The following is an 18,251-nucleotide window of genomic DNA, read 5'->3' on the forward strand; positions in this document are numbered from 1 at the left end:
GTTACCTGGCGCATTCGAACCACATACGACGCGCTCCTGAATAGCGGCCACGGGTGGCTGCGCTCAGATGGGAGTACCGGGAAGAACCCGTGCATCTAACGAACGACGGCGACTTCGATCCGCTGAGCTGAACGCCCGAGCGCTGAAGCCCGCTTTACGCACGGTCCCCGCAACCCCCTGTGACCAGGGTGTTGCGGGGATCGGGTGATGCTGCGTGCGGTTCGCGTCAGACGCGCGCGCCGCGGGCGGCCGTGTCGGCGAGTGCGTCGGCGTCGAGCGCGAACAGGTCGCGCGAGCCGGCGGTCGCGGCGCTCGCGAGGCCCGCCGCCTGCGGCAGCAGCTGCTCGGCGTAGAAGCGCGCGAGCGGCAGCTGCGTCTCGGCGATGCCGTCGGCGTCGAGGCCGCGTGCGGCGAGGGCCGACTTCGCCATCAGCCAGCCGCCGACGACGAGGCCCCAGATGCGCTGGTACGGGCTCGAGCCCGAGAGCACCGCGTTCGGGTCGGTCGCGCCGGTGCGGAGCATCCACCCGGTGGTGCGCTCGAGCACGTCGAGCTGCGCGTTCAGGTTGCTGCGGATCGAGGCGAACTCCTCGCCGGCCGCGGCGAGGTCGGCGTCGAGCTCGCGCATGGTCGCGATGAATTCGAGGGCGGATGCCCCGTCGCGGACCGGGAGCTTGCGGCCGACGAGGTCGGCGGCCTGGATGCCGTTCGTGCCCTCGTAGATCGCGGTGATGCGCACGTCGCGGTAGTGCTGGGCCGCGCCGGTCTCCTCGATGAAGCCCATGCCGCCGTGGATCTGCAGGGCGAGCGAGGTGAGCTCGTTGCCGAGGTCGGTGCCGAACGACTTCGAGATCGGGGTGAGGAGGCCGACGATCTCGTTGGCCCGGGCGCGCACTGCCGCGTCGGGGTGGTGCGTCGACACATCGGTGTACGTCGCGACGAGGAACATCATGCGGCGCATCGCGGCGATGTACGCCTTCTGCGTCATGAGCATGCGGCGCACGTCGGGGAAGTCGATGATGGGGGAGTCCTGGGTGGCGCCGATCGCACGGCCCTGGATGCGCTCGCGGGCATAGTCGAGCGACTGCTGGTAGGCGCGCTCGGAGACGGCGAGGCCCTGCATGCCGACCGAGAGGCGGGCGCTGTTCATCATGACGAACATGATGCGCATGCCGATGTTCTCCTCGGCGACGAGGTAGCCGGTGGCGTCCTCGTAGGAGAGCACGCAGGTGGGCGAACCGTGGATGCCCATCTTGTGCTCGACGCCGACGGTGTGCACGCTGTTGCGCTCGCCGATCGAGCCGTCCTCGTTCATGAGGAACTTCGGCACGATGAAGATCGAGATGCCCTTGGTGCCGGCGGGCGCGTCGGGAGTGCGGGCCAGCACGAGGTGCACGATCTGCTCGCTGAGGTCGTGGTCGCCGAAGGTGATGAAGATCTTCTGGCCCGTGATGCCGTAGGTGCCGTCTTCGCGCTTGACCGCCTTGGTCGTGAGCGCACCGACGTCCGAGCCGGCGTGCGGCTCGGTGAGGTTCATGGTGCCCGTCCACTCGCCCGAGACCATCTTCGGCAGCCACTGCTGCTTCTGCTCGTCGCTGCCGTAGTGGAGGAGCGCCTCGATCGCGCCCTGGGTGAGCAGCGGCGCGAGGGCGAAGCCCATGTTCGCGGTCGCCATGAGCTCCTGCAGCGCGAGGCCGACGGTGCGCGGGAACCCGCCGCCGCCGAACGCCTCGGGCAGGGGCACCGAGCCCCAGCCGGCGTCGACGTACGCCGAGTACGCCTCCTTGAAGCCGGTCGCGGTGGTGACGGTGCCGTCGGGGTTCAGCGTCGAACCCTCGAGGTCGCCTGCACGGTTGGTGGGGGCGACCATCTCGGCCATGAAGTTGCCCGCTTCGTCGAGGATCTCGGTGACCGTCTCGAGGTCGGCGTGCTCGAAGCCGGGCAGCTGCGCGACGGCGTCGTAGTCGACGACGTGCTCGAGTGCGAAGGCGATGTCTGCAACAGGGGGTCGGAATCCGCTCATGCCCGCAGCGTAACCCCGCGTCACGGTGCGGGCCAGCGAAACTGTGCGGGTTCGACGAGCGGCCCGGGCGTGCCCTCGGGCCGCTTTGGCGGCATCCCACAAATCAGTGCCCTATTCAGGCAAGCAAGTGCTTGGTTAGGATGGAGCGTCTCGTGCGAAGGAGCGGAATGAAGATCGTCGTCTTGGTCAAGGAAGTCCCCGATACCTATGGGGACCGCAAGCTGAACCTCGAGACCGGCCTCGCCGATCGCGGGGCGAGCGACACCGTGCTCGACGAGATCGGCGAGCGCGCCCTCGAGGTCGCGCTGAGCTACGCCGACGCGAACGCCGACACCGAGGTCGTCGTGCTCTCGATGTCGCCCGAGTCGGCCGCCGCGACCGTGCGCAAGGGCCTCGCCATGGGCGCATCCAGCGCCGTGCAGCTCGTCGACGAGGCGCTCGCCGGCGCCGACCTCGGCCTCACCGCCGAGGCGCTCGCCGCGGCCCTCCAGCACATCGGCTACGACCTCGTCATCGCCGGCAACGAGTCGACCGACGGTTCGGGCGGCGTGCTGCCCGCGATGATCGCCGAGCTCCTCGACGTGCCGAACGCCACGAGCCTCAACTCGGTCGAGATCGCCGACGGCGAGGTGCGCGGCGAACGCGCGAGCGACCACGGCACCATGCAGGTCACGGCCGCGCTGCCCGCCGTGATCTCGATCACCGAGCGCCTCCCCGACGCCCGGTTCCCGAACTTCAAGGGCATCATGGCGGCCAAGAAGAAGCCGTTCGAGACCCTCTCGCTCTCAGAGCTCGGCGTCGACGCCGACAGCACCGAGGCATCCCGCTCGATCATGATCTCGCTCGGCGAGAAGCCGCCGCGCACCGCCGGCACCAAGATCGTCGACGAGGGCGACGCCGGTGAGCGTCTCGCCGAGTACCTCGTCCAGAACCGGCTCGCGTAAGGAAAGCGACGATGACTGACTTCCAGCCCGACTCCATCCTCGTCCTCCTCGACACGACGCCCGCGGGCGACCTCGCCAAGAGCGCCGCCGGCCTCCTCGGCGCCGCCGCCGGCGTCGGCACGCCCGTCGCGCTCGTCGTCGCGGGCTCCGGTGCCGACGGCGACCGCCTCGCAACGGATGCCGCCGCGCTCGGCGCGACCCACGTGCTCGTCGCCGAGCCCGCCGACGCCGCGCAGCTCACGGTGCCCGGCGCCGACGCGCTCGCCGCCGCCGCCGAACTCGTGCGCCCCGACGCCGTGCTCGTCTCGAACTCCATCGAGGGTCGCGAGATCGCCGCACGCTTCGCCGCGCGCACCCGCTCGGGCCTCGCGGTCGACGCGGTCGGGGTCTCCCGCGACGCCGAGGGCGTCATCGCCCACCACTCGGTCTACGGCGGCGCGTACAATGTCGACTCCGCCGTCACGTGGGGCGCTCCCGTCGTCACCGTGCGCGAGGGCGCCGTGGATGCGCGCGCCGAGGCGCAGCCCGCGTCGAGCGAGCGGCTCGCGGTCGTGGCATCCGGTCGCCGGGCCGCCGTGGTCGGCAGCGTCGACGCGGAGGTCGTGACCTCCTCGCGCCCCGAGCTGAAGGGCGCCGCGAAGGTCGTCTCGGGCGGCCGCGGCCTCGGCTCGGAGGAGCAGTTCGCCCTCGTCGACCAGCTCGCCGACGTGCTCGGCGCCGCCGTCGGCGCCTCGCGCGCCGCCGTCGACGCCGGTTACGTCCCGCAGTCGTACCAGGTCGGGCAGACCGGCGTCTCGGTGTCGCCGCAGCTGTACATCGCGCTCGGCATCTCGGGCGCGATCCAGCACCGCGCCGGCATGCAGACCGCGAAGACGATCGTCGCGATCAACAAGGACGCCGACGCCCCGATCTTCGAGATCGCCGACTTCGGCATCGTGGGCGACCTGTTCACGGTCGTGCCGCAGCTGATCTCGGCGCTCGAGGCGCGGAAGGCGTAACCCCCGATGGCGACGTACGGGCGAACGACCAGGCAGGGGCTGCCCCGGGTCGCGGGCGGCGAACTCTGGCCGCCGGTGGTCGAGATCGCGGGGTTGGCGCAAGCGGAGCCCACGGCCGCTGCTCCGGCGGCGGCGGCTCCGACCGCCGTTCCGACCGCCGCTGCGGCTGCTGCACCGGTCGCCGCTGCGGCGCCGGTCGTCGAGACCGTCGTCGCGGGTCGAGCGCTTCGGCGCGGACTGCCCCGCGTCGCGGGCGGCGAACCGTGGCCCCCGGCCGGCTCGGTCGCAGTCGCGGCTCCGACGAGCACCGCGGATGCCACGAGCGCGAGCGCTCCCGACGCCGCACCGGCGGCACCGGCCGCAGCGGTCGCAGCTGCACCCGTCGCCGCGGCTGTTGCCGCCGGGGGTGGAGCCGCACTGCGCCGCGGCCTTCCCCGCGTCGTCGGGGGCGAGCCGTGGCCGCCCGCGGGCACCGCGCCCGTGCGGGCAGAACGCGTCGTCGAAGCACCGGTCGTCGAGACGCCGGCCGTCGAGGTCGCACCCGTCGTGGAGGAGGCACCGGCACCGGCACCCGCCGCCGCGCCCACCCCGGCACCGGCGCCCCAGCGCGCCCCGGCCGCGCAGCCCCGTCGTGCGGCGCCGGTCGTGGCATCCGCCCGCCCTGCCGCCGAACCGTGGCCGAAACTGTACGGGCCGTACTCGCGTGCGCAGTGGGCCGGCGCCCTCTTCATCGGCGGCTTCGGGCTGCTGCTCGCCGCGACCGGCGTGGTCGTCGTCGTGAACTGGCTGCTCGCGCTCGAGCCCTTCCGCGACTTCATCACGACCTACCCGGGCGAGTACCACCTGCCCGAGGGGGCGCCCATCGGGATCCCGGCGTGGATCGGCTGGCAGCACTTCTTCAACGTGTTCCTGATCGTGCTCATCATCAGGTCGGGCCTGCAGGTGCGCACCGAGAAGCGGCCGACCGCGTTCTGGTCGCCCCGCTGGAACCCGAAGCGCAAGATCAGCCTGGCGCTCTGGTTCCACCAGTCGCTCGACATCCTGTGGCTCGTCAACGGGCTCGTGTTCGTCGTGCTGCTGTTCGCGACCGGGCAGTGGATGCGGATCGTCCCGACGAGCTGGGAGGTCTTCCCGAACGCGATCTCGGCGATGCTGCAGTACCTCTCGCTCGACTGGCCGACCGAGAACGGCTGGGTGAACTACAACAGCCTGCAGCAGATCGCGTACTTCCTCACCGTCTTCATCGCGGCCCCGCTCGCGGTGATCACGGGCGTGCGCATGTCGGGCCTCTGGCCGAAGAACGCGAAGACGCTGAACCGCATCTACCCGGTCGAGTGGGCGCGTGCCGTGCACTTCCCGGTGATGCTGTACTTCGTGGCGTTCATCTTCGTGCACGTCGGGCTCGTGTTCGCCACGGGGGCGCTGCGCAACCTCAACCACATGTACGCGAGCCAAGACGTCGTGAACTGGGTCGGATTCGCGATCTTCGCGGTCTCGCTCCTCGTGATCGCCGCCGCCTGGGTCGCCGCGCGACCGCTCGTGCTGGCGCCCATCGCGCGCCTCTTCGGCAAGGTCAGCGGGCGCTAGGTGGGCGACGGAACGGGGCGGCGCGACGAGATCATCGCGATCGCGACGGGGCTCATCGCCTCCCGCGGGTACTCGTCGACGACGGTGCGCGACATCGCCGACGCCGCCGGCATCCTCTCGGGCAGCCTGTACCACCACTTCTCCTCGAAGGAGGCGGTGCTGCAGGAGATCCTGCGCACCTTCATGGATGACACGCTCTCGGCGTTCGAACGGATCGTGGCGGGGGAGGGCGGCTACCGTGAGCACCTCGACCGGCTCATCGAGCACGCGTTCCTCACGATCGAGCAGCGCCCCGACGAGGTGAGCATCTACCAGAACGAGACCGGGTTCATGATGACCCAGCCCGGGTTCGAGTTCCTCGCCGAGGGCGCCGCGCGCATCGAGGAGCTGTGGCTCGAGCAGATCGTCGCGGGGCAGCGCGACGGCGCGTTCCGCGAGTCGATCGACCCGCGGCTCGCGTTCCGGTTCATCCGCGACGCGGTCTGGTCGACCGTGTTCTGGTACCGTCCCGGCGGCAGCCACACCGCGGCGAGCGTGAGCGCGAACTACCTCGAACTGCTGCACGCGGGGCTGCTGGCCGACTGAGGCGCTCAGCCGGGCGCTGGGCTGCTCGGGCCGCGCTCAGCCGCTGAGCAGGCGCTTCGCGATGATCATGCGCATGACCTCGTTCGTGCCCTCCAGGATCTGGTGCACCCGCAGATCGCGCACGACGCGCTCGATGCCGTACTCCGACAGGTAGCCGTAGCCGCCGTGCAGCTGCAGCGCCCCGTTCGCGACGGCGAACGCCGCATCGGTCGCGAACCGCTTCGCCATCGCGCAGCGCATCGTGGCGTCGGGGTCGCGGGCGTCGATCGCCTGTGCCGCATCGTGGAGGAGGAGGCGCGCGGCGTGCAGCTCGGTGGCGAGATCGGCCAGGGTGAACCCGATCGTCTGGTGCTCGGCGAGGGGGCGGCCGAAGGTCTCGCGCTCGTGCACGTAGCGCAGGGTGCGGTCGAGCGCCCACTGCGCGCCGCCGATCGAGCAGGCTGCGATGTTCACCCGCCCGCCGTCGAGCCCCGACATCGCGATCGAGAACCCGGCGCCCTCGTCGCCGAGCCGATTGGCGGTCGGCACCCGCACGCCCTCGAGCACGACCTGCCTCGTGGGCTGCGCACGCCAGCCCATCTTGCGCTCCTCTGGGCCGAATGAGAGCCCCGGCACCCCGGCCGGCACGACGATCGCGCTGATGCCGCGCGAGCCCTGCTCGCCGGTGCGGGCGAAGACGAGGTACACCGCCGAGACGCCCGCCCCCGAGATGAACTGCTTCACCCCGTCGAGCACGTACTCGTCGCCCTCGCGTCGTGCGGTCGTCGTGATGGCCGCCGCGTCGGAGCCGGCTGAAGGTTCGGTGAGGCAGTAGCTGCCGCGATCGACGAGCGAGGTGAGCCCGGGCAGCCAGCGCTCGCGCTGCGTCGCATCGCCGTAGCGGTCGATCATCCACGCGACCATGTTGTGGATCGACAGATACGCGGCGATCGTCGTGTCGCCCTTCGCGAGCTCCTCGAACACGAGTGCCGCGGTGAAACGGTCGAGCGTCGAGCCGCCGAACTCCTCGCCGACGTAGATGCCGCCGAGCCCGAGCGAACCCGCATGCTCGAGCGCGTCGATCGGAAACTGTTTCGTCTGGTCGCGCTCGTTCGCGAACGGGGCGAGCTCGGCGTCGCTGAACTCGCGCACCGCGTCGACGATCGCGAGCTGATCTTCGGAGAGTGCGTTCGCCATGGCCCCATCAGCCCTTCTTCGTGCCGCCGCTGCCGAGCCTAGCCGCGCGTCCGCCTCGGGAGAAGAGCCGTCCGTCTTCCCGTGTGCCCGTGTCGCACCGAGGGCGCGTAGGGTGGAGGGGGGCCGTCGCCGTCGCGTTCGTACGGGCGCGGAGATTCGGCCCTGCGGGCAACGTGGACCAACGCCCGAAACGGGAGCAACGATGGCCTGGAACGACGACTTCGACGCCGATGAGCGCGATGAGCGTCGTGCAGCCCGCGAACCGGGCGGTTGGCGCCGTGCACTCGTGCGGGTCGCCGTGTACGCCGGCGCAACCGTCGGTGTGGTCGCACTCGTCGCCGGGGTGATCGTCGCGGTCAACCTCATCGGCACGGCCCGCAACCCGGGCGGCTTCGCGGCGCCCGCCGCCTACGGCTCGTACGTCGAGCCGCCGCCCCTGACGACGGCCACCGACTCAGGCACCGAGCTCGATCCGGGGTCGACCGCCGACGGCGGCGAGCCGAGCGACGAAGCCCCGGTCGACGTCTCGGGTTCGATCTCCGACGAGGTGCCGGTGCCCGCCGTCGACGAGGACTGGCTCGCCGAGGTCGCCGAGTCCACCGGCATCCCCGCTCGGGCGCTCTCGGCGTACGGGCTCGCGCACGGCACCCTCGCCGAGGAGGAGCCCTCGTGCGGTGTCGACTGGGCGACGATCGCCGCGATCGGGTCGATCGAGTCCGACCACGGTCGCCACGGCGACGCCGAACTCGGCGAAGACGGCCTGGTGGAGCCCGCCATCATCGGCCGGGCGCTCGACGGCAACGGCGTGGCGAAGATCGTCGACACCGACGGCGGCCTGCTCGACGGCGACCCGAAGTGGGACCGCGCGGTCGGGCCCATGCAGTTCATCCCCTCGACCTGGGAGCGCTGGGCGAGCGACGCGAACGGCGACGACGTCGCCGACCCGCACCAGATCGACGACGCCGCACTCACGACGGCCCGCTACCTCTGCGCATCCGGTGCGATGACGAGCGCAGAGGGATGGCGCGCCGCGATCTACTCGTACAACCACGACAACGACTACGTCGACAAGGTCGCGCGCGTCGCGCAGGAGTACGCCGACGCGATCGGCTAGAAACCGTTAAGGCGCAGGCCCGTTCGGACATGCCCGGTGTGTAGGGCATTCGACGGAGGGCTTGGACATGGACTGGTTGGACGACGCGGTGCGGCAGGCTGCGCCACCGTCATTGGGGGCGGATGCCACGACCGCCGAACTCGCTCGGGCGACTGCGCGGGCCGTGGTCGACACGACTCCGCGGCGAGCGGGGTTCGCGCGCAGGCTGTTCGCCGGCTTCGCCATCGGCGCCGGAGCTCTCAGCGTGGGCGTCACCGCCGCGGTCGCCGCTCCCGCCGTCGCCGACTGGCTCGGCTGGACGCCCGATGTGGTCGCCGAGCGCAGCTTCGAACTGCCCGACGGCATCGATCTCGGGAGCTGCGAGGTGTTCATCCGTGTCGCTCCCGACTACCAGGACCCGGAGGTTCCGGTCGCGGAGGTCGACCGCCGGGTCGAGTCGGCGCGCGCCTTCCTGGCCGAGCACGACTGGGATCCGCTGCTCGCCGCCATCACGGCGGAGGAGATCGAGGCCGCGTACCTCGAGGAGGTCGAGCGGCGCACCGCCTTCACCGACCCCGACAGCATCGCTTCGGGCGAGACACCGCCGCCCGCAACGTACTCGATGACGGCGACCCAGCTCATGAGCGACCGCATCGGGGCGGAGTTCGAGCGGGCAGGTCACCTCGAACCGGGGGTCTCCCTCGAGGGCGCGGCCGAGCCGTGCTCGGGCGCGAGCGAAGGCGCTGCGCAGTGATGCGCGGTCGCGACGGGTCGGCGCGGCGGGAGCAGGTGGAGCGCGCCTACGAGGCGAACGCCGCCGACCTGCTCGGCTACTTCGGCCGACGCGTGCGCATCCGTGCCGATGCGGCCGACCTGCTCAGCGAGACCTTCGTCGTCGCGTGGCGCCGCAGTGATCGCATGCCCCTCGAGCCGGTCGAGGCCCGAATGTGGCTGTTCGGTGTCGCGAGGCGGGTGCTCGCGAACGACGTGCGTCGCAGGACCCGGCAGTCCGCGCTCGCCGCGAAGCTGCGCGCGCATCTCGAGGTGCTCCCGAGCGAGGAGGTCGACCCGGGGGCACTCGACATCCGCGCCGCGCTCGATGCGCTCCCCGACCACCAGTCGGAACTCGTCCGTCTCGTGTTGTGGGACGGCTTCACGCTCCCTGAGGCGGCGCAGGTGCTCGGCATCAGCGAATCGACGGCGCGCGGGCGATACCAGCGGGCGCGGCTCCGGCTCCGCGAACTCCTGGAGGAGCACCGCCCCGCATTGAACAGGTGAGCGCGGCGGCTCGCGCCCGGGTTCAGGCCCGCTTCGCGGCGGCGGCCGCCTCAGCGGCCTTGATCGCCCACTTCGGCGTCTCGCCGTAGCGCTGGAACGGCACCAGCAGCCCGGCCGCGCTGTCGTCGATGAGCTGCACGAGCCGTCGCTCGCGGGTCGCCGCCTGCTTCGCCTGCAGCACCCAGTGGGTCGTCTGGCGGCGGTAGGTGGGCGTCGCCGCCGCGAGAAAGGCGGATGCCGCGGGGTCGGCCGCGATGCGCGCCTCGGCCTCGGGCGGCAGCGCCTGGTCGGGGTTCTCGTGCGAGTAGACGGCGGTGCGGTCGTCGCGCCGACGCTCGAACGCCGCGAGACCGGCCTCAGTCATGAGGCCCTGCTCGGTCAGCTGCCGAACGAGCTCGATGTTGACCTTCGACCAGATGCTCGACGGCTTGCGGGGCGACCAGCGCTGGCGGGTCGCGTCGTCGTCGATGCGCTGGGCGACCGAGTCGATCCACCCGTAGCAGAGGGCCACCGGCACCGCTTGCGCCCACGTGATGGGACGTTCGGGCACGTGCTTCTTGTACAACCCCATCCACAACTCGGTCTCGGAGTCGTGGTTCGCCTCGAGCCACGCACGGAACTCGTCGGGGCCGGAGAAGAAGATGGCCGGCCGCTCGGGCGTGCCGCCCGGCGTGCCGATGCTCGTCGTCATGACCCGAGTCTGGCAGGCACCGCCGACACGGCGCGCCGACCGCTCAGCGCGCGCCGCCCGCTCAGCGTTCGTCGGACACTCACCGCTCGTCGAACGCTTCGCGCGCCTCGAGGATGTCGGCGCGGTGGGCGAACGCCCACCTCGCGAGCTCGATGACGGGCTCGGAGAGCGAGCGGCCGAGCGGGGTCGCGGCGTACTCGACGCGGGGCGGGATCTCGGGGTAGCTCGTGCGGGTGACGAGACCGTCGCGTTCGAGGCTGCGCAGGGTCTGCGTGAGCATGCGGTGCGAGATGCCGTCGATCTTGCGCTGCAGCTCGGTGAAGCGCAGCGGGCCGTCGTGCAGCACGCCGATGACGAGCATGCTCCACTTGTCGCCCACGCGCGCGAGGATCTCGCGGATGAGCCCGCTCGCGGGGTTGTCGACGCTGCACGCGGCGGTGCCCTCGTGCCCGGGCGGGGCCGCGAGGGGAGGGGTCGCGAGCATGCGCGCGGAATCGTTCGCCATTTCGCCTCCTGGGTCGAGCAGTGGTGCTGCGCGGCGCCGCCGTTACGCACGTCGAGGTGCGTGACGCACGGAGAAGTGCCGGAGCCTCGAGGGTTACGATACCAGATCGTGCGTTACGTACTCTTCGTAACCGAGAAAGGACCCCCTGCAATGATCACCGCCCTCTGGATCGTCACCGCCGTGCTCGCCCTCGCCTTCGCGATGGCCGGCACCATGAAGGTCGTCACCCCCTACGAGCGCGTCGGCGAGAAGATGTCGTGGGTCGAGGTCGTGAACCCCGGCCAGCTCAAGGGCATCGGCGCGCTCGAGGTGATCGGCGCGCTCGGCATGATCCTGCCCGCCGCGACCGGCATCGCACCGTGGCTCACCCCCATCGCCGCCTTCGCGCTCGCCGGCATGATGGTCGTCGCCGTGGCCTTGCACGTGCGCCGCAAGGAGCCCTTCGCCCCGAGCCTCGTGCTCGGCCTCATCGCGCTCGCCGTCGGCATCGGGTGGCTGGTCTTCGCGTAAGCGAGACCTCGTGCACCCAGCGCGGCCCTCAGCGCGCGAGCGCCCTGGCTGCCTCGACGAGGATGTCGCGGAGCGCCGCGACCGCGGGCAGCTGCACGTCGTCGCGGGTGACGAACGCGAGTCGGCGCAGGCCCAGATCGTGCCCGGCGGGCCGCATGACGACGTCGAACCCCGGCATCACCGCCGAGGGCACCGCGAGCGCGACGGCGAGGTCGGCGGCGACGAGCCCGTGGATCATGTTGAGGTCGTCGGTGCGGGTGAACTCGGCGAAGTCGCGGCCGAGCGCCGCCCCCACCCGGCGCAGCACCCGATGCGAGACCTCGTCGTCGTTGCGGCTGACGACCCAGTGGTGGTCGAGGCTCGCGAGGTCGAGTTCGTCGAGCTCGGCGAGAGGCCCCGCGGCGCCCACGAGCACCTGGAGCTCCTCGGAGAGGAGCGGGGTCGACTCGAGGTCGGGCGCGTCGAACGCCGGGTCGCCCTCGAGGTCGTAGATGAGGGCGGCGTGCAGGGCGCCCTCGCCGAGCTTGCGCACGAGCTCGGTCGGCTCGCCCTCGACGAGCTCGACCTCGACGTGCATCGTCTGCCGCAGCTCGCGGATCGCCGCGGGCAGCAGGCGTGAGCCGATCGACGGGAAGGTGCCGACGACGAGGGTCATCACCCCGGCGTCGCGATAGGTGGCGACGAGCCGCTCGGCCTGCGCGACCCTCGCGAGGATCTGCTCGCCCTCCTCGGCGAGCAGCGCGCCGATCGGGGTGAGCACGGCGCCCCGCGGGGTGCGGTCGACGAGCCGGGCGCCGAGCCGTGCCTCGAGGGCGTCGAGGTGGTGGGTGACGGTCGGCACGCCGTAGTGCAGTGCCGAGGCCGCTCTCGTGAGGCTGCCGTGGTCGCGCACGGCGAGCACGACGCGGAGCTGCTGCAGGGTGATCACTCATAGAGGGTATGTCGAAGCATCCATGTTTCACACACTTCTCATGACGCCGAGCGCTCCCTAACCTGAAATCCATGTTCCACGCCGCACCGACGCAGCTCCCCACCCAGACCGACGTCCCGTACGCAGACGCCCTTCGGTCGCTCGCCGCCGGCGACTGGCAGCACATCCACGTGCCCGCCCACCACGGCCACACCGAGAACGCCCCCGGGATCGCGTCGTTCATCGGCGAGCAGGCGCTGCGCATGGACAAGCCGATGCTCTTCAGCGGCATCGACCAGGAGAGCTGGCGCATGATCAACCCGGCGAAGCCGACGCCGCTCGCGCGGTCGCTCGAGCTCGCCGCCGACGCATGGGGCGCGCGCCGCGCCTGGTTCCTCACCAACGGCGCCTCGCAGGGCAACCACATCTCGACGATGGTCGCGCGCGCACTCGGCCGCGAACTCGTCGTGCAGCGCGGCGTGCACTCGAGCGTCATCGACGGTATCGCGCACGCGGGCATCGACGCCCACTTCGTGCAGGGCGCCGTCGACAGCGCCCTCGGCTCCTCGCACGGCCTCACCGCCGAGCAGGTCGACGCCGCACTCACCGCGCACCCCGACAGCGGCGCCGTCTACCTCACGAGCCCGAGCTACTTCGGCGCCGTCTCCGACATCACCGCGATCGCCGACGTCGCGCACGCCCACGGCATGCCGCTCATCGTCGACGAGGCGTGGGGCGCCCACTTCGGGTTCCACCCGGGCCTGCCGACGAACGCCGCCCGCCTCGGCGCCGACCTCGTCGTCTCGAGCACGCATAAGGGCGGCGGCTCGCTCACCCAGTCGGCCATGCTCTTCCTCGGCGAGGGGCCGTTCGGGCAGCGCCTCGAGGGGCTCGTCGACCGCGTGCACCGCTCGTACCAGTCGACCTCGTCGAGCGCGCTGCTCATGGCCTCCCTCGACGAGGCCCGCCGCCGGCTCGTCGTCGACGGCGAGCGCTCCATCGGCGAGACCCTCGACGCCGCCGAGGCCATCCGCCGGGGCGTCCGCGAGGGCGGTCGCTTCCGCGACGCGAGCGACGACATCCGCTTCAGCGACGGCACCGTCGACCTCGACCCGTTCAAGATCGTCATCGACACCCGTGCCGGGGGCATCTCGGGCGGCGAGGCGCACCACCGGCTCATCCGCGACCACGGCGTCGTCGTCGAGCTCTCGACCCACTCCGCGATCCTGCTGCTGCTCGGCGCGACGAGCCGCGTCGACGTCGACCGGTTCCTCACCGCGCTCCACGCCCTCCCCGAGGTGCCCGAGAGCCTCAGCGAGCCCCGCGCGCTGCCGCGCGTCGCCCCGCTGGCGATGAGCGTCCAGGACGCGTTCCTCAGCGAAACCGAGGTGATCCCGTGGGAGGAGGCGGTCGGCCGAATTTCGGCTGACGCGCTCGCCGCGTATCCTCCTGGTATCCCCAATGTGCTTCCCGGTGAACCGTTCACCCGTGAGGTGCTCGATTTCCTCCGCGCCACCGCCGCCGATGCGTCGGGTTATGTGCGCGGCAGCGTGGATCCCCGGCTCGACCGGGTGAGGGTCGTCGCCGCGGTCTGATCGCGGCCGTCCTGATCGCGGCGCGTCCGCACGAGCATCCCAATTCCCCCGCACAGACGAAGGAGTCTCTGACATGACCGATCTCGCAGCGCCGGCCGCCCCGGCCGACGCCCCGCCCCGCGACCTCGAACGCGGACTGAAGAACCGCCACCTGCAGCTCATCGCCATCGGCGGAGCGATCGGCACGGGGCTCTTCCTCGGCTCGGGCACCGTCATCAGCCTCACGGGGCCGTCGATCATCTTCGTGTACATGATCATCGGCGTGTTCGTGTTCTTCATCATGCGGGCGCTCGGCGAGCTGCTGCTGTCGAACCTGCACTACAAGACCTTCGGCGACATCGCGAAGGACATGCTCGGGCCGTGGGCGGGCTTCTTCGTCTCGTGGACGTACTGGTTCTCGTGGGTCGTCGCATGCGTCGCCGACATCGTCGCGATCACCGCGTACACGCAGTATTTCGCCCCCGACATCCCCGTGTGGGTGCCGGCGCTCGCGACCGCGATCGGCCTCACGATCCTCAACCTGCAGCCCGTGAAGTGGTTCGGCGAGACGGAGTTCTGGTTCGCGATCCTGAAGATCGTCGCGATCCTCGGCCTCATCGCCGTCGGCATCGTGCTGCTCATCACGGGCTACACGAGCCCTGACGGCGTGCAGGCCTCGGTCACGAACCTGTGGGAGCACGGCGGGCTGTTCCCGCTCGGCGCCTCGGGCTTCATCATGGGCTTCCAGATGGGCGTGTTCGCGTTCATCGGCGTCGAGCTCGTCGGCACGGCGGCAGCCGAGACCGAGAACCCGCGCCGCAACCTGCCGAAGGCGATCAACTCGATCGTCGCGCGCATCCTCGTCTTCTACATCGGCTCGATGATCGTCATCATGAGCATCACCCCGTGGGACCAGATCGAGGCGGGCACGAGCCCCTTCACCTCGACCCTGCTGCTCGCCGGCTTCGGTTCGGCGGCGTTCGCGATCAACCTCGTCGTGCTCACCTCGGCGGCGTCGAGCGCGAACTCCGGCCTGTACTCCGGAACCCGCATGCTCTTCGGGCTCTCGAAGGACGGCCACGCCGCGCGCGCCTTCGCGAAGGTCGACAAACGCTTCATCCCGCGGAACGCCGTGTTCTTCACCTGCGTGTTCCTCTTCGCGGCGATCCCGCTGCTCTACGCGGGCGACGGCGTCGTGGCGGCGTTCACCTTCGTCAGCTCGGTGTGCGCGAGCCTCGTGCTCTTCACCTGGGGTTCCATCGTCGCGAGCCACCTCGTGTACCAGCGCCGTCACCCCGAGAAGCACGCGGCGTCCGCGTTCCGTCTGCCGTTCGCGAAGGTCACGCCGTGGCTCGTGTTCGCGTTCTTCGCGTTCATCATCGTGACGCTGCTGCTCGGCGAGTCGACGCGTCCGGCGCTCCTCGCCGCCCCGATCTGGTTCGCGGTGCTCGGGGTCTGCTGGATGCTCCGTCGTCGCCGTCTGCTCCGCGAGGGCCAGCCGCTCACCGGGGCGATCCCGACGACCGTGCACCCGCTCGACGAGGTCGACGAGGTCGACGCGGGCCGCTGACCCGGGTGCCCTCGCGGGCACCCCGACAGACCGGCGCCGCGGTCGCCCTTGGGGGAGGGCGGCCGCGGCGTCATCTCCGCCTCCCGCGGCGCCCGCTCAGCTGTGCGATCATGCACAGGTGATTCCGGCACCGCGGCCAGCACCGAACCCCGACGACCTGCTCGTGTTCCTCGCGGTCGCGCGTTCGGGCCGGTACACGACCGCGGGCGCCGCGCTCGGCATCAACCACACGACCGTCGGCCGGCGCATCGAGTCGCTCGAGCAGTCGCTCGGCGGGCGAGTGCTCGTGCGCGGTTCGGCCGGCTGGGCGCTCACCGCGCTCGGCGAGCAGGCGCTCGTCGCGGCCGAGGGCGTCGAGCAGGCGCTGCGGGGGCTCGACCCCGAGGCGGCCGCGCTCGCGGGGGTCGTGCGGCTGTCGGCGACCGACGGGTTCAGCGGCTTCATCGCTGCGCCCGCGATCGTGGCGTTGCGCCGAGAACACCCCGAGGTGTCGCTCGAGATGGTCGCCGCGACGCGGCGGGCGGCGATGCAGCGGGTCGGCGTCGACCTCGAGGTCGTCGTCGGGCGCCCGCACGTGCACCGCGCGGAGGCGAGCCACCTCGCCGACTACACGCTCGGGCTCTACGCGAGCCGCGGGTATCTCGAGCGGCACGGCACCCCCGCGGGGGTTGCCGAGCTCTCGGGCCGACCGCTCGTGTACTTCATCGAGTCGATGCTGCAGGTCGACGCCCTCGACGACGCCCGCCGGGCCGTGCCGCGCATGGTCGACGCCGTGTCGAGCACGAACGTGTACGTGCACATCGACGCGACCCGTGCGGGCGCCGGGATCGGGCTGCTGCCCGCGTTCCTCGCCGACCAGCACGACGACCTCGTGCGCCTCATGCCCGACGAGGTCGAGGTGCGGCTGCCGTACTGGATGGTGATCCACCCCGAGGCGCTGCGCCAGCCGCTCGTGCTCGCCTACATCACGGCGCTGCGCGCCCGCGTCGAGGAGGTGCGGCCCGCGCTGCTCGGGCGCTTCGCCGCCCCGCCGGTCGAGGAGCGCCGACGCGGAGCGGCGACGCGTCTCGAAACCGCGTGAGTCGTGGTGTGGTTTCGAGACGCGTGCTCCTTCGTCGCTCGCTCCTCAACCACCGGGGCGGACGCTGGTCGGGGAGCGCCGACGCGGAGCGGCGACGCGTCTCGAAACCGGGTGAGTCGTGGTGTGGTTTCGAGACGCGTGCTCCTTCGTCGCTCGCTCCTCAACCACCGGCGCGGGGCGGACGCCGACGGCCGGCCCGTGGGGGAATGGGCCGGCCGTGGCATCCTGATTCGCGGTGATCAGGCGTTCGCGTCGACCTTCGCGGGGGAGTCGGCGGCGGTGAGCCGCTCGCGGTCCACGGCGTCGAGGGTGCGCAGGTCGAGCCCTCGGGTCTCACGGGCGGCGGCGACGGCGACGAGCGTGATCGCGCAGGCGATCGCGACGTAGATCGCGACCGGCACGCTGGAGCCGTACTGCGCGAGGAGGCCGGTCGCGATGATCGGTGCGAGCGAACCCGCGAAGATCGACGTCACCTGGTAGCCGAGGCTCACGCCCGAGTAGCGCATGCGCGTCGGGAACATCTCGGCCATGATGGCCGGCTGCGCCGCGTACATCGCCGCGTGGAACACGAGGCCGAGCGAGATCGCCGCCCAGATGACGAGCGGCTGCGCGGTCTGCATGAGCGGGAACGCGAAGAACGCCCACGTCGCGCCGAGCACGGCGCCCGCCGCGTACACCCGCTTGCGGCCGAGCGCGTCGGAGAGGCGGCCGAACACCGGGATGACGAGGAAGTGCACGACGTGCGCTCCAGCGAGGATGAGGAGGGTCGCCGAGGTGCCCTCCTTCACGACCTGCGTCAGGTAGACGATCGAGAACGTCACGACGACGTAGTAGAGGATGTTCTCCGCGACGCGGAGGCCCATGGCGACGAGGACGCCCCGCGGGTAGCGGCGGATCACCTCGAGCGGGCCGAAGGAGTTCGCCTTCACCTGCTCGCGCTCCTGCTGCATCTCGAGGAAGATCGGCGCCTCGGTCACCTTCGTGCGGATGTACCAGCCGATCAGCACGATCACCGCCGACAGCCAGAACGCGACGCGCCAGCCCCAGCCGAGGAACGCCTCGGCGGTGAGCGTCGACGACAGCACGAAGAGCACGAGCGTCGCGAGCAGGTTGCCGATCGGCACCGCCGCCTGCGGCCAGCTCGCCCAGAACCCGCGCGAGCGGTCGGGGCTGTGCTCGGCGACGAGCAGCACCGCACCGCCCCACTCGCCGCCGAGGGCGAAGCCCTGCGCGAAGCGCAGCAGCACGAGCAGCAGGGGAGCGGCGAGGCCGATCTGGGCGTAGCTCGGGAGGCAGCCGATGAGGAAGGTCGCGGCGCCGATGAGGAGGATGCTCACCTGCAGCAGCCGCTTGCGGCCGTACTTGTCGCCGAAGTGGCCGAAGACGATGCCGCCGAGCGGGCGGGCGATGAAGCCGACCGCGTAGGTCAGGAACGCGGCGATGATGCCCGCGAACGGGTCGTCCGACGGGGGGAAGAACACCGTGCCGAAGACGAGCGTTGCGGCCGAGGCGTAGAGGAAGAACTCGTACCACTCGACGACGGTGCCCGCCATCGACGCGGAGACGACGCGTCGGAGGCCCGACGTGGACGTCGGTGCCTGGGCGGCTGGGGATTGGGTCATCCGATGCTCCTTTGCATGAACGGCATGAACGCGGGCGGCAGCAGGGGGCGCGCCACTGCTCGATTCTGGGGCCCGATGCAGTCTGCGCCAATGGGGAGATCCGC

The 18,251-nt window shown here is 71.3% G+C and carries 17 protein-coding genes; 11 read left to right on the forward strand and 6 right to left on the reverse strand.

Annotated features, from left to right (window positions below; translation table 11 throughout):
* Positions 1–226: 226 nt before the first annotated feature.
* Positions 227–2,023 carry an acyl-CoA dehydrogenase gene (locus ACFVTX_RS07450; RefSeq protein ID WP_386898954.1) on the reverse strand — a complete coding sequence of 599 codons (1,797 nt, stop codon included), beginning with the start codon at positions 2,021–2,023 and terminating at the stop codon, positions 227–229.
* Between the two features lie 167 nt (positions 2,024–2,190).
* Here ACFVTX_RS07450 and ACFVTX_RS07455 point away from each other — a divergent pair, with 167 nt between their 5' ends.
* From ACFVTX_RS07455 to ACFVTX_RS07470, 4 genes are read left to right on the forward strand one after another with little or no spacing between them, the layout of a single operon-like run.
* Positions 2,191–2,967: an electron transfer flavoprotein subunit beta/FixA family protein gene (locus tag ACFVTX_RS07455; RefSeq protein WP_386898955.1), complete on the forward strand. Its 777-nt coding sequence runs from the start codon at positions 2,191–2,193 to the stop codon at positions 2,965–2,967.
* An 11-nt stretch (positions 2,968–2,978) separates the two neighbouring features.
* The gene (locus tag ACFVTX_RS07460) at positions 2,979–3,965 is read left to right on the forward strand and encodes an electron transfer flavoprotein subunit alpha/FixB family protein (RefSeq protein WP_386898956.1); all 987 of its coding nucleotides are present in this window, start codon (positions 2,979–2,981) and stop codon (positions 3,963–3,965) included.
* A gap of 6 nt (positions 3,966–3,971) precedes the next feature.
* Complete coding sequence (locus ACFVTX_RS07465; RefSeq protein ID WP_386898957.1) at positions 3,972–5,552, forward strand: cytochrome b/b6 domain-containing protein; 1,581 nt, start codon at positions 3,972–3,974, stop codon at positions 5,550–5,552.
* Positions 5,553–6,137, forward strand: coding sequence for a TetR/AcrR family transcriptional regulator (locus ACFVTX_RS07470; RefSeq protein ID WP_386898958.1), 585 nt, complete (start codon positions 5,553–5,555; stop codon positions 6,135–6,137).
* Positions 6,138–6,173: 36 nt separating this feature from the next.
* Here the strand turns inward: ACFVTX_RS07470 and ACFVTX_RS07475 are convergent, their stop codons facing one another.
* Positions 6,174–7,313: an acyl-CoA dehydrogenase family protein gene (locus tag ACFVTX_RS07475; protein WP_386898959.1), complete on the reverse strand. Its 1,140-nt coding sequence runs from the start codon at positions 7,311–7,313 to the stop codon at positions 6,174–6,176.
* 202 nt (positions 7,314–7,515) lie between these two features.
* Here ACFVTX_RS07475 and ACFVTX_RS07480 point away from each other — a divergent pair, with 202 nt between their 5' ends.
* From ACFVTX_RS07480 to ACFVTX_RS07490, 3 genes are all read left to right on the forward strand, one after another.
* Positions 7,516–8,427 carry a lytic transglycosylase domain-containing protein gene (locus ACFVTX_RS07480; RefSeq protein WP_386898960.1) on the forward strand — a complete coding sequence of 304 codons (912 nt, stop codon included), beginning with the start codon at positions 7,516–7,518 and terminating at the stop codon, positions 8,425–8,427.
* A 67-nt stretch (positions 8,428–8,494) separates the two neighbouring features.
* The gene (locus tag ACFVTX_RS07485) at positions 8,495–9,160 is read left to right on the forward strand and encodes a hypothetical protein (protein ID WP_386898961.1); all 666 of its coding nucleotides are present in this window, start codon (positions 8,495–8,497) and stop codon (positions 9,158–9,160) included.
* Positions 9,160–9,684 (forward strand): RNA polymerase sigma factor, encoded by a 525-nt coding sequence (locus tag ACFVTX_RS07490; RefSeq protein WP_386898962.1) that lies wholly within the window; start codon positions 9,160–9,162, stop codon positions 9,682–9,684. The genes ACFVTX_RS07485 and ACFVTX_RS07490 overlap by 1 nt, the downstream gene beginning before the upstream one ends.
* A 22-nt stretch (positions 9,685–9,706) precedes the next feature.
* Here ACFVTX_RS07490 and ACFVTX_RS07495 read toward each other — a convergent pair whose 3' ends face one another.
* Both ACFVTX_RS07495 and ACFVTX_RS07500 read right to left on the reverse strand, forming a co-directional pair.
* The gene (locus tag ACFVTX_RS07495) at positions 9,707–10,375 is read right to left on the reverse strand and encodes a YdeI family protein (protein ID WP_386898963.1); all 669 of its coding nucleotides are present in this window, start codon (positions 10,373–10,375) and stop codon (positions 9,707–9,709) included.
* Positions 10,376–10,454: 79 nt separating this feature from the next.
* Positions 10,455–10,880, reverse strand: coding sequence for a winged helix-turn-helix transcriptional regulator (locus ACFVTX_RS07500; protein WP_386898964.1), 426 nt, complete (start codon positions 10,878–10,880; stop codon positions 10,455–10,457).
* Between the two features lie 150 nt (positions 10,881–11,030).
* On the opposite strand from ACFVTX_RS07500, the gene ACFVTX_RS07505 reads away from it, so the two are divergent.
* Positions 11,031–11,390 carry a DoxX family protein gene (locus ACFVTX_RS07505; RefSeq protein WP_386898965.1) on the forward strand — a complete coding sequence of 120 codons (360 nt, stop codon included), beginning with the start codon at positions 11,031–11,033 and terminating at the stop codon, positions 11,388–11,390.
* A 28-nt stretch (positions 11,391–11,418) separates the two neighbouring features.
* Here ACFVTX_RS07505 and ACFVTX_RS07510 read toward each other — a convergent pair whose 3' ends face one another.
* Positions 11,419–12,318, reverse strand: coding sequence for a LysR family transcriptional regulator (locus ACFVTX_RS07510; protein ID WP_386898966.1), 900 nt, complete (start codon positions 12,316–12,318; stop codon positions 11,419–11,421).
* 74 nt (positions 12,319–12,392) lie between these two features.
* Between ACFVTX_RS07510 and ACFVTX_RS07515 the strand changes: the two genes are divergently transcribed.
* The 3 genes from ACFVTX_RS07515 (at position 12,393) to ACFVTX_RS07525 (ending at position 16,525) form a co-directional block, all read left to right on the forward strand.
* Positions 12,393–13,895, forward strand: coding sequence for an aminotransferase class I/II-fold pyridoxal phosphate-dependent enzyme (locus ACFVTX_RS07515; protein WP_386898967.1), 1,503 nt, complete (start codon positions 12,393–12,395; stop codon positions 13,893–13,895).
* A gap of 73 nt (positions 13,896–13,968) precedes the next feature.
* Positions 13,969–15,444, forward strand: a complete 1,476-nt coding sequence (locus ACFVTX_RS07520) for an amino acid permease (RefSeq protein WP_386898968.1) — start codon at positions 13,969–13,971, stop codon at positions 15,442–15,444.
* A 118-nt stretch (positions 15,445–15,562) separates the two neighbouring features.
* Entirely contained in the window at positions 15,563–16,525 is a 963-nt protein-coding gene (locus tag ACFVTX_RS07525) for a LysR family transcriptional regulator (RefSeq protein ID WP_386898969.1), read from the forward strand.
* 239 nt (positions 16,526–16,764) lie between these two features.
* Here ACFVTX_RS07525 and ACFVTX_RS07530 read toward each other — a convergent pair whose 3' ends face one another.
* Positions 16,765–18,147: an MFS transporter gene (locus ACFVTX_RS07530; protein ID WP_386898970.1), complete on the reverse strand. Its 1,383-nt coding sequence runs from the start codon at positions 18,145–18,147 to the stop codon at positions 16,765–16,767.
* Between the last annotated feature and the right edge of the window lie 104 nt (positions 18,148–18,251).

Source organism: Agromyces sp. NPDC058136 (genome assembly GCF_042884375.1).
GTDB lineage: Bacteria > Actinomycetota > Actinomycetes > Actinomycetales > Microbacteriaceae > Agromyces.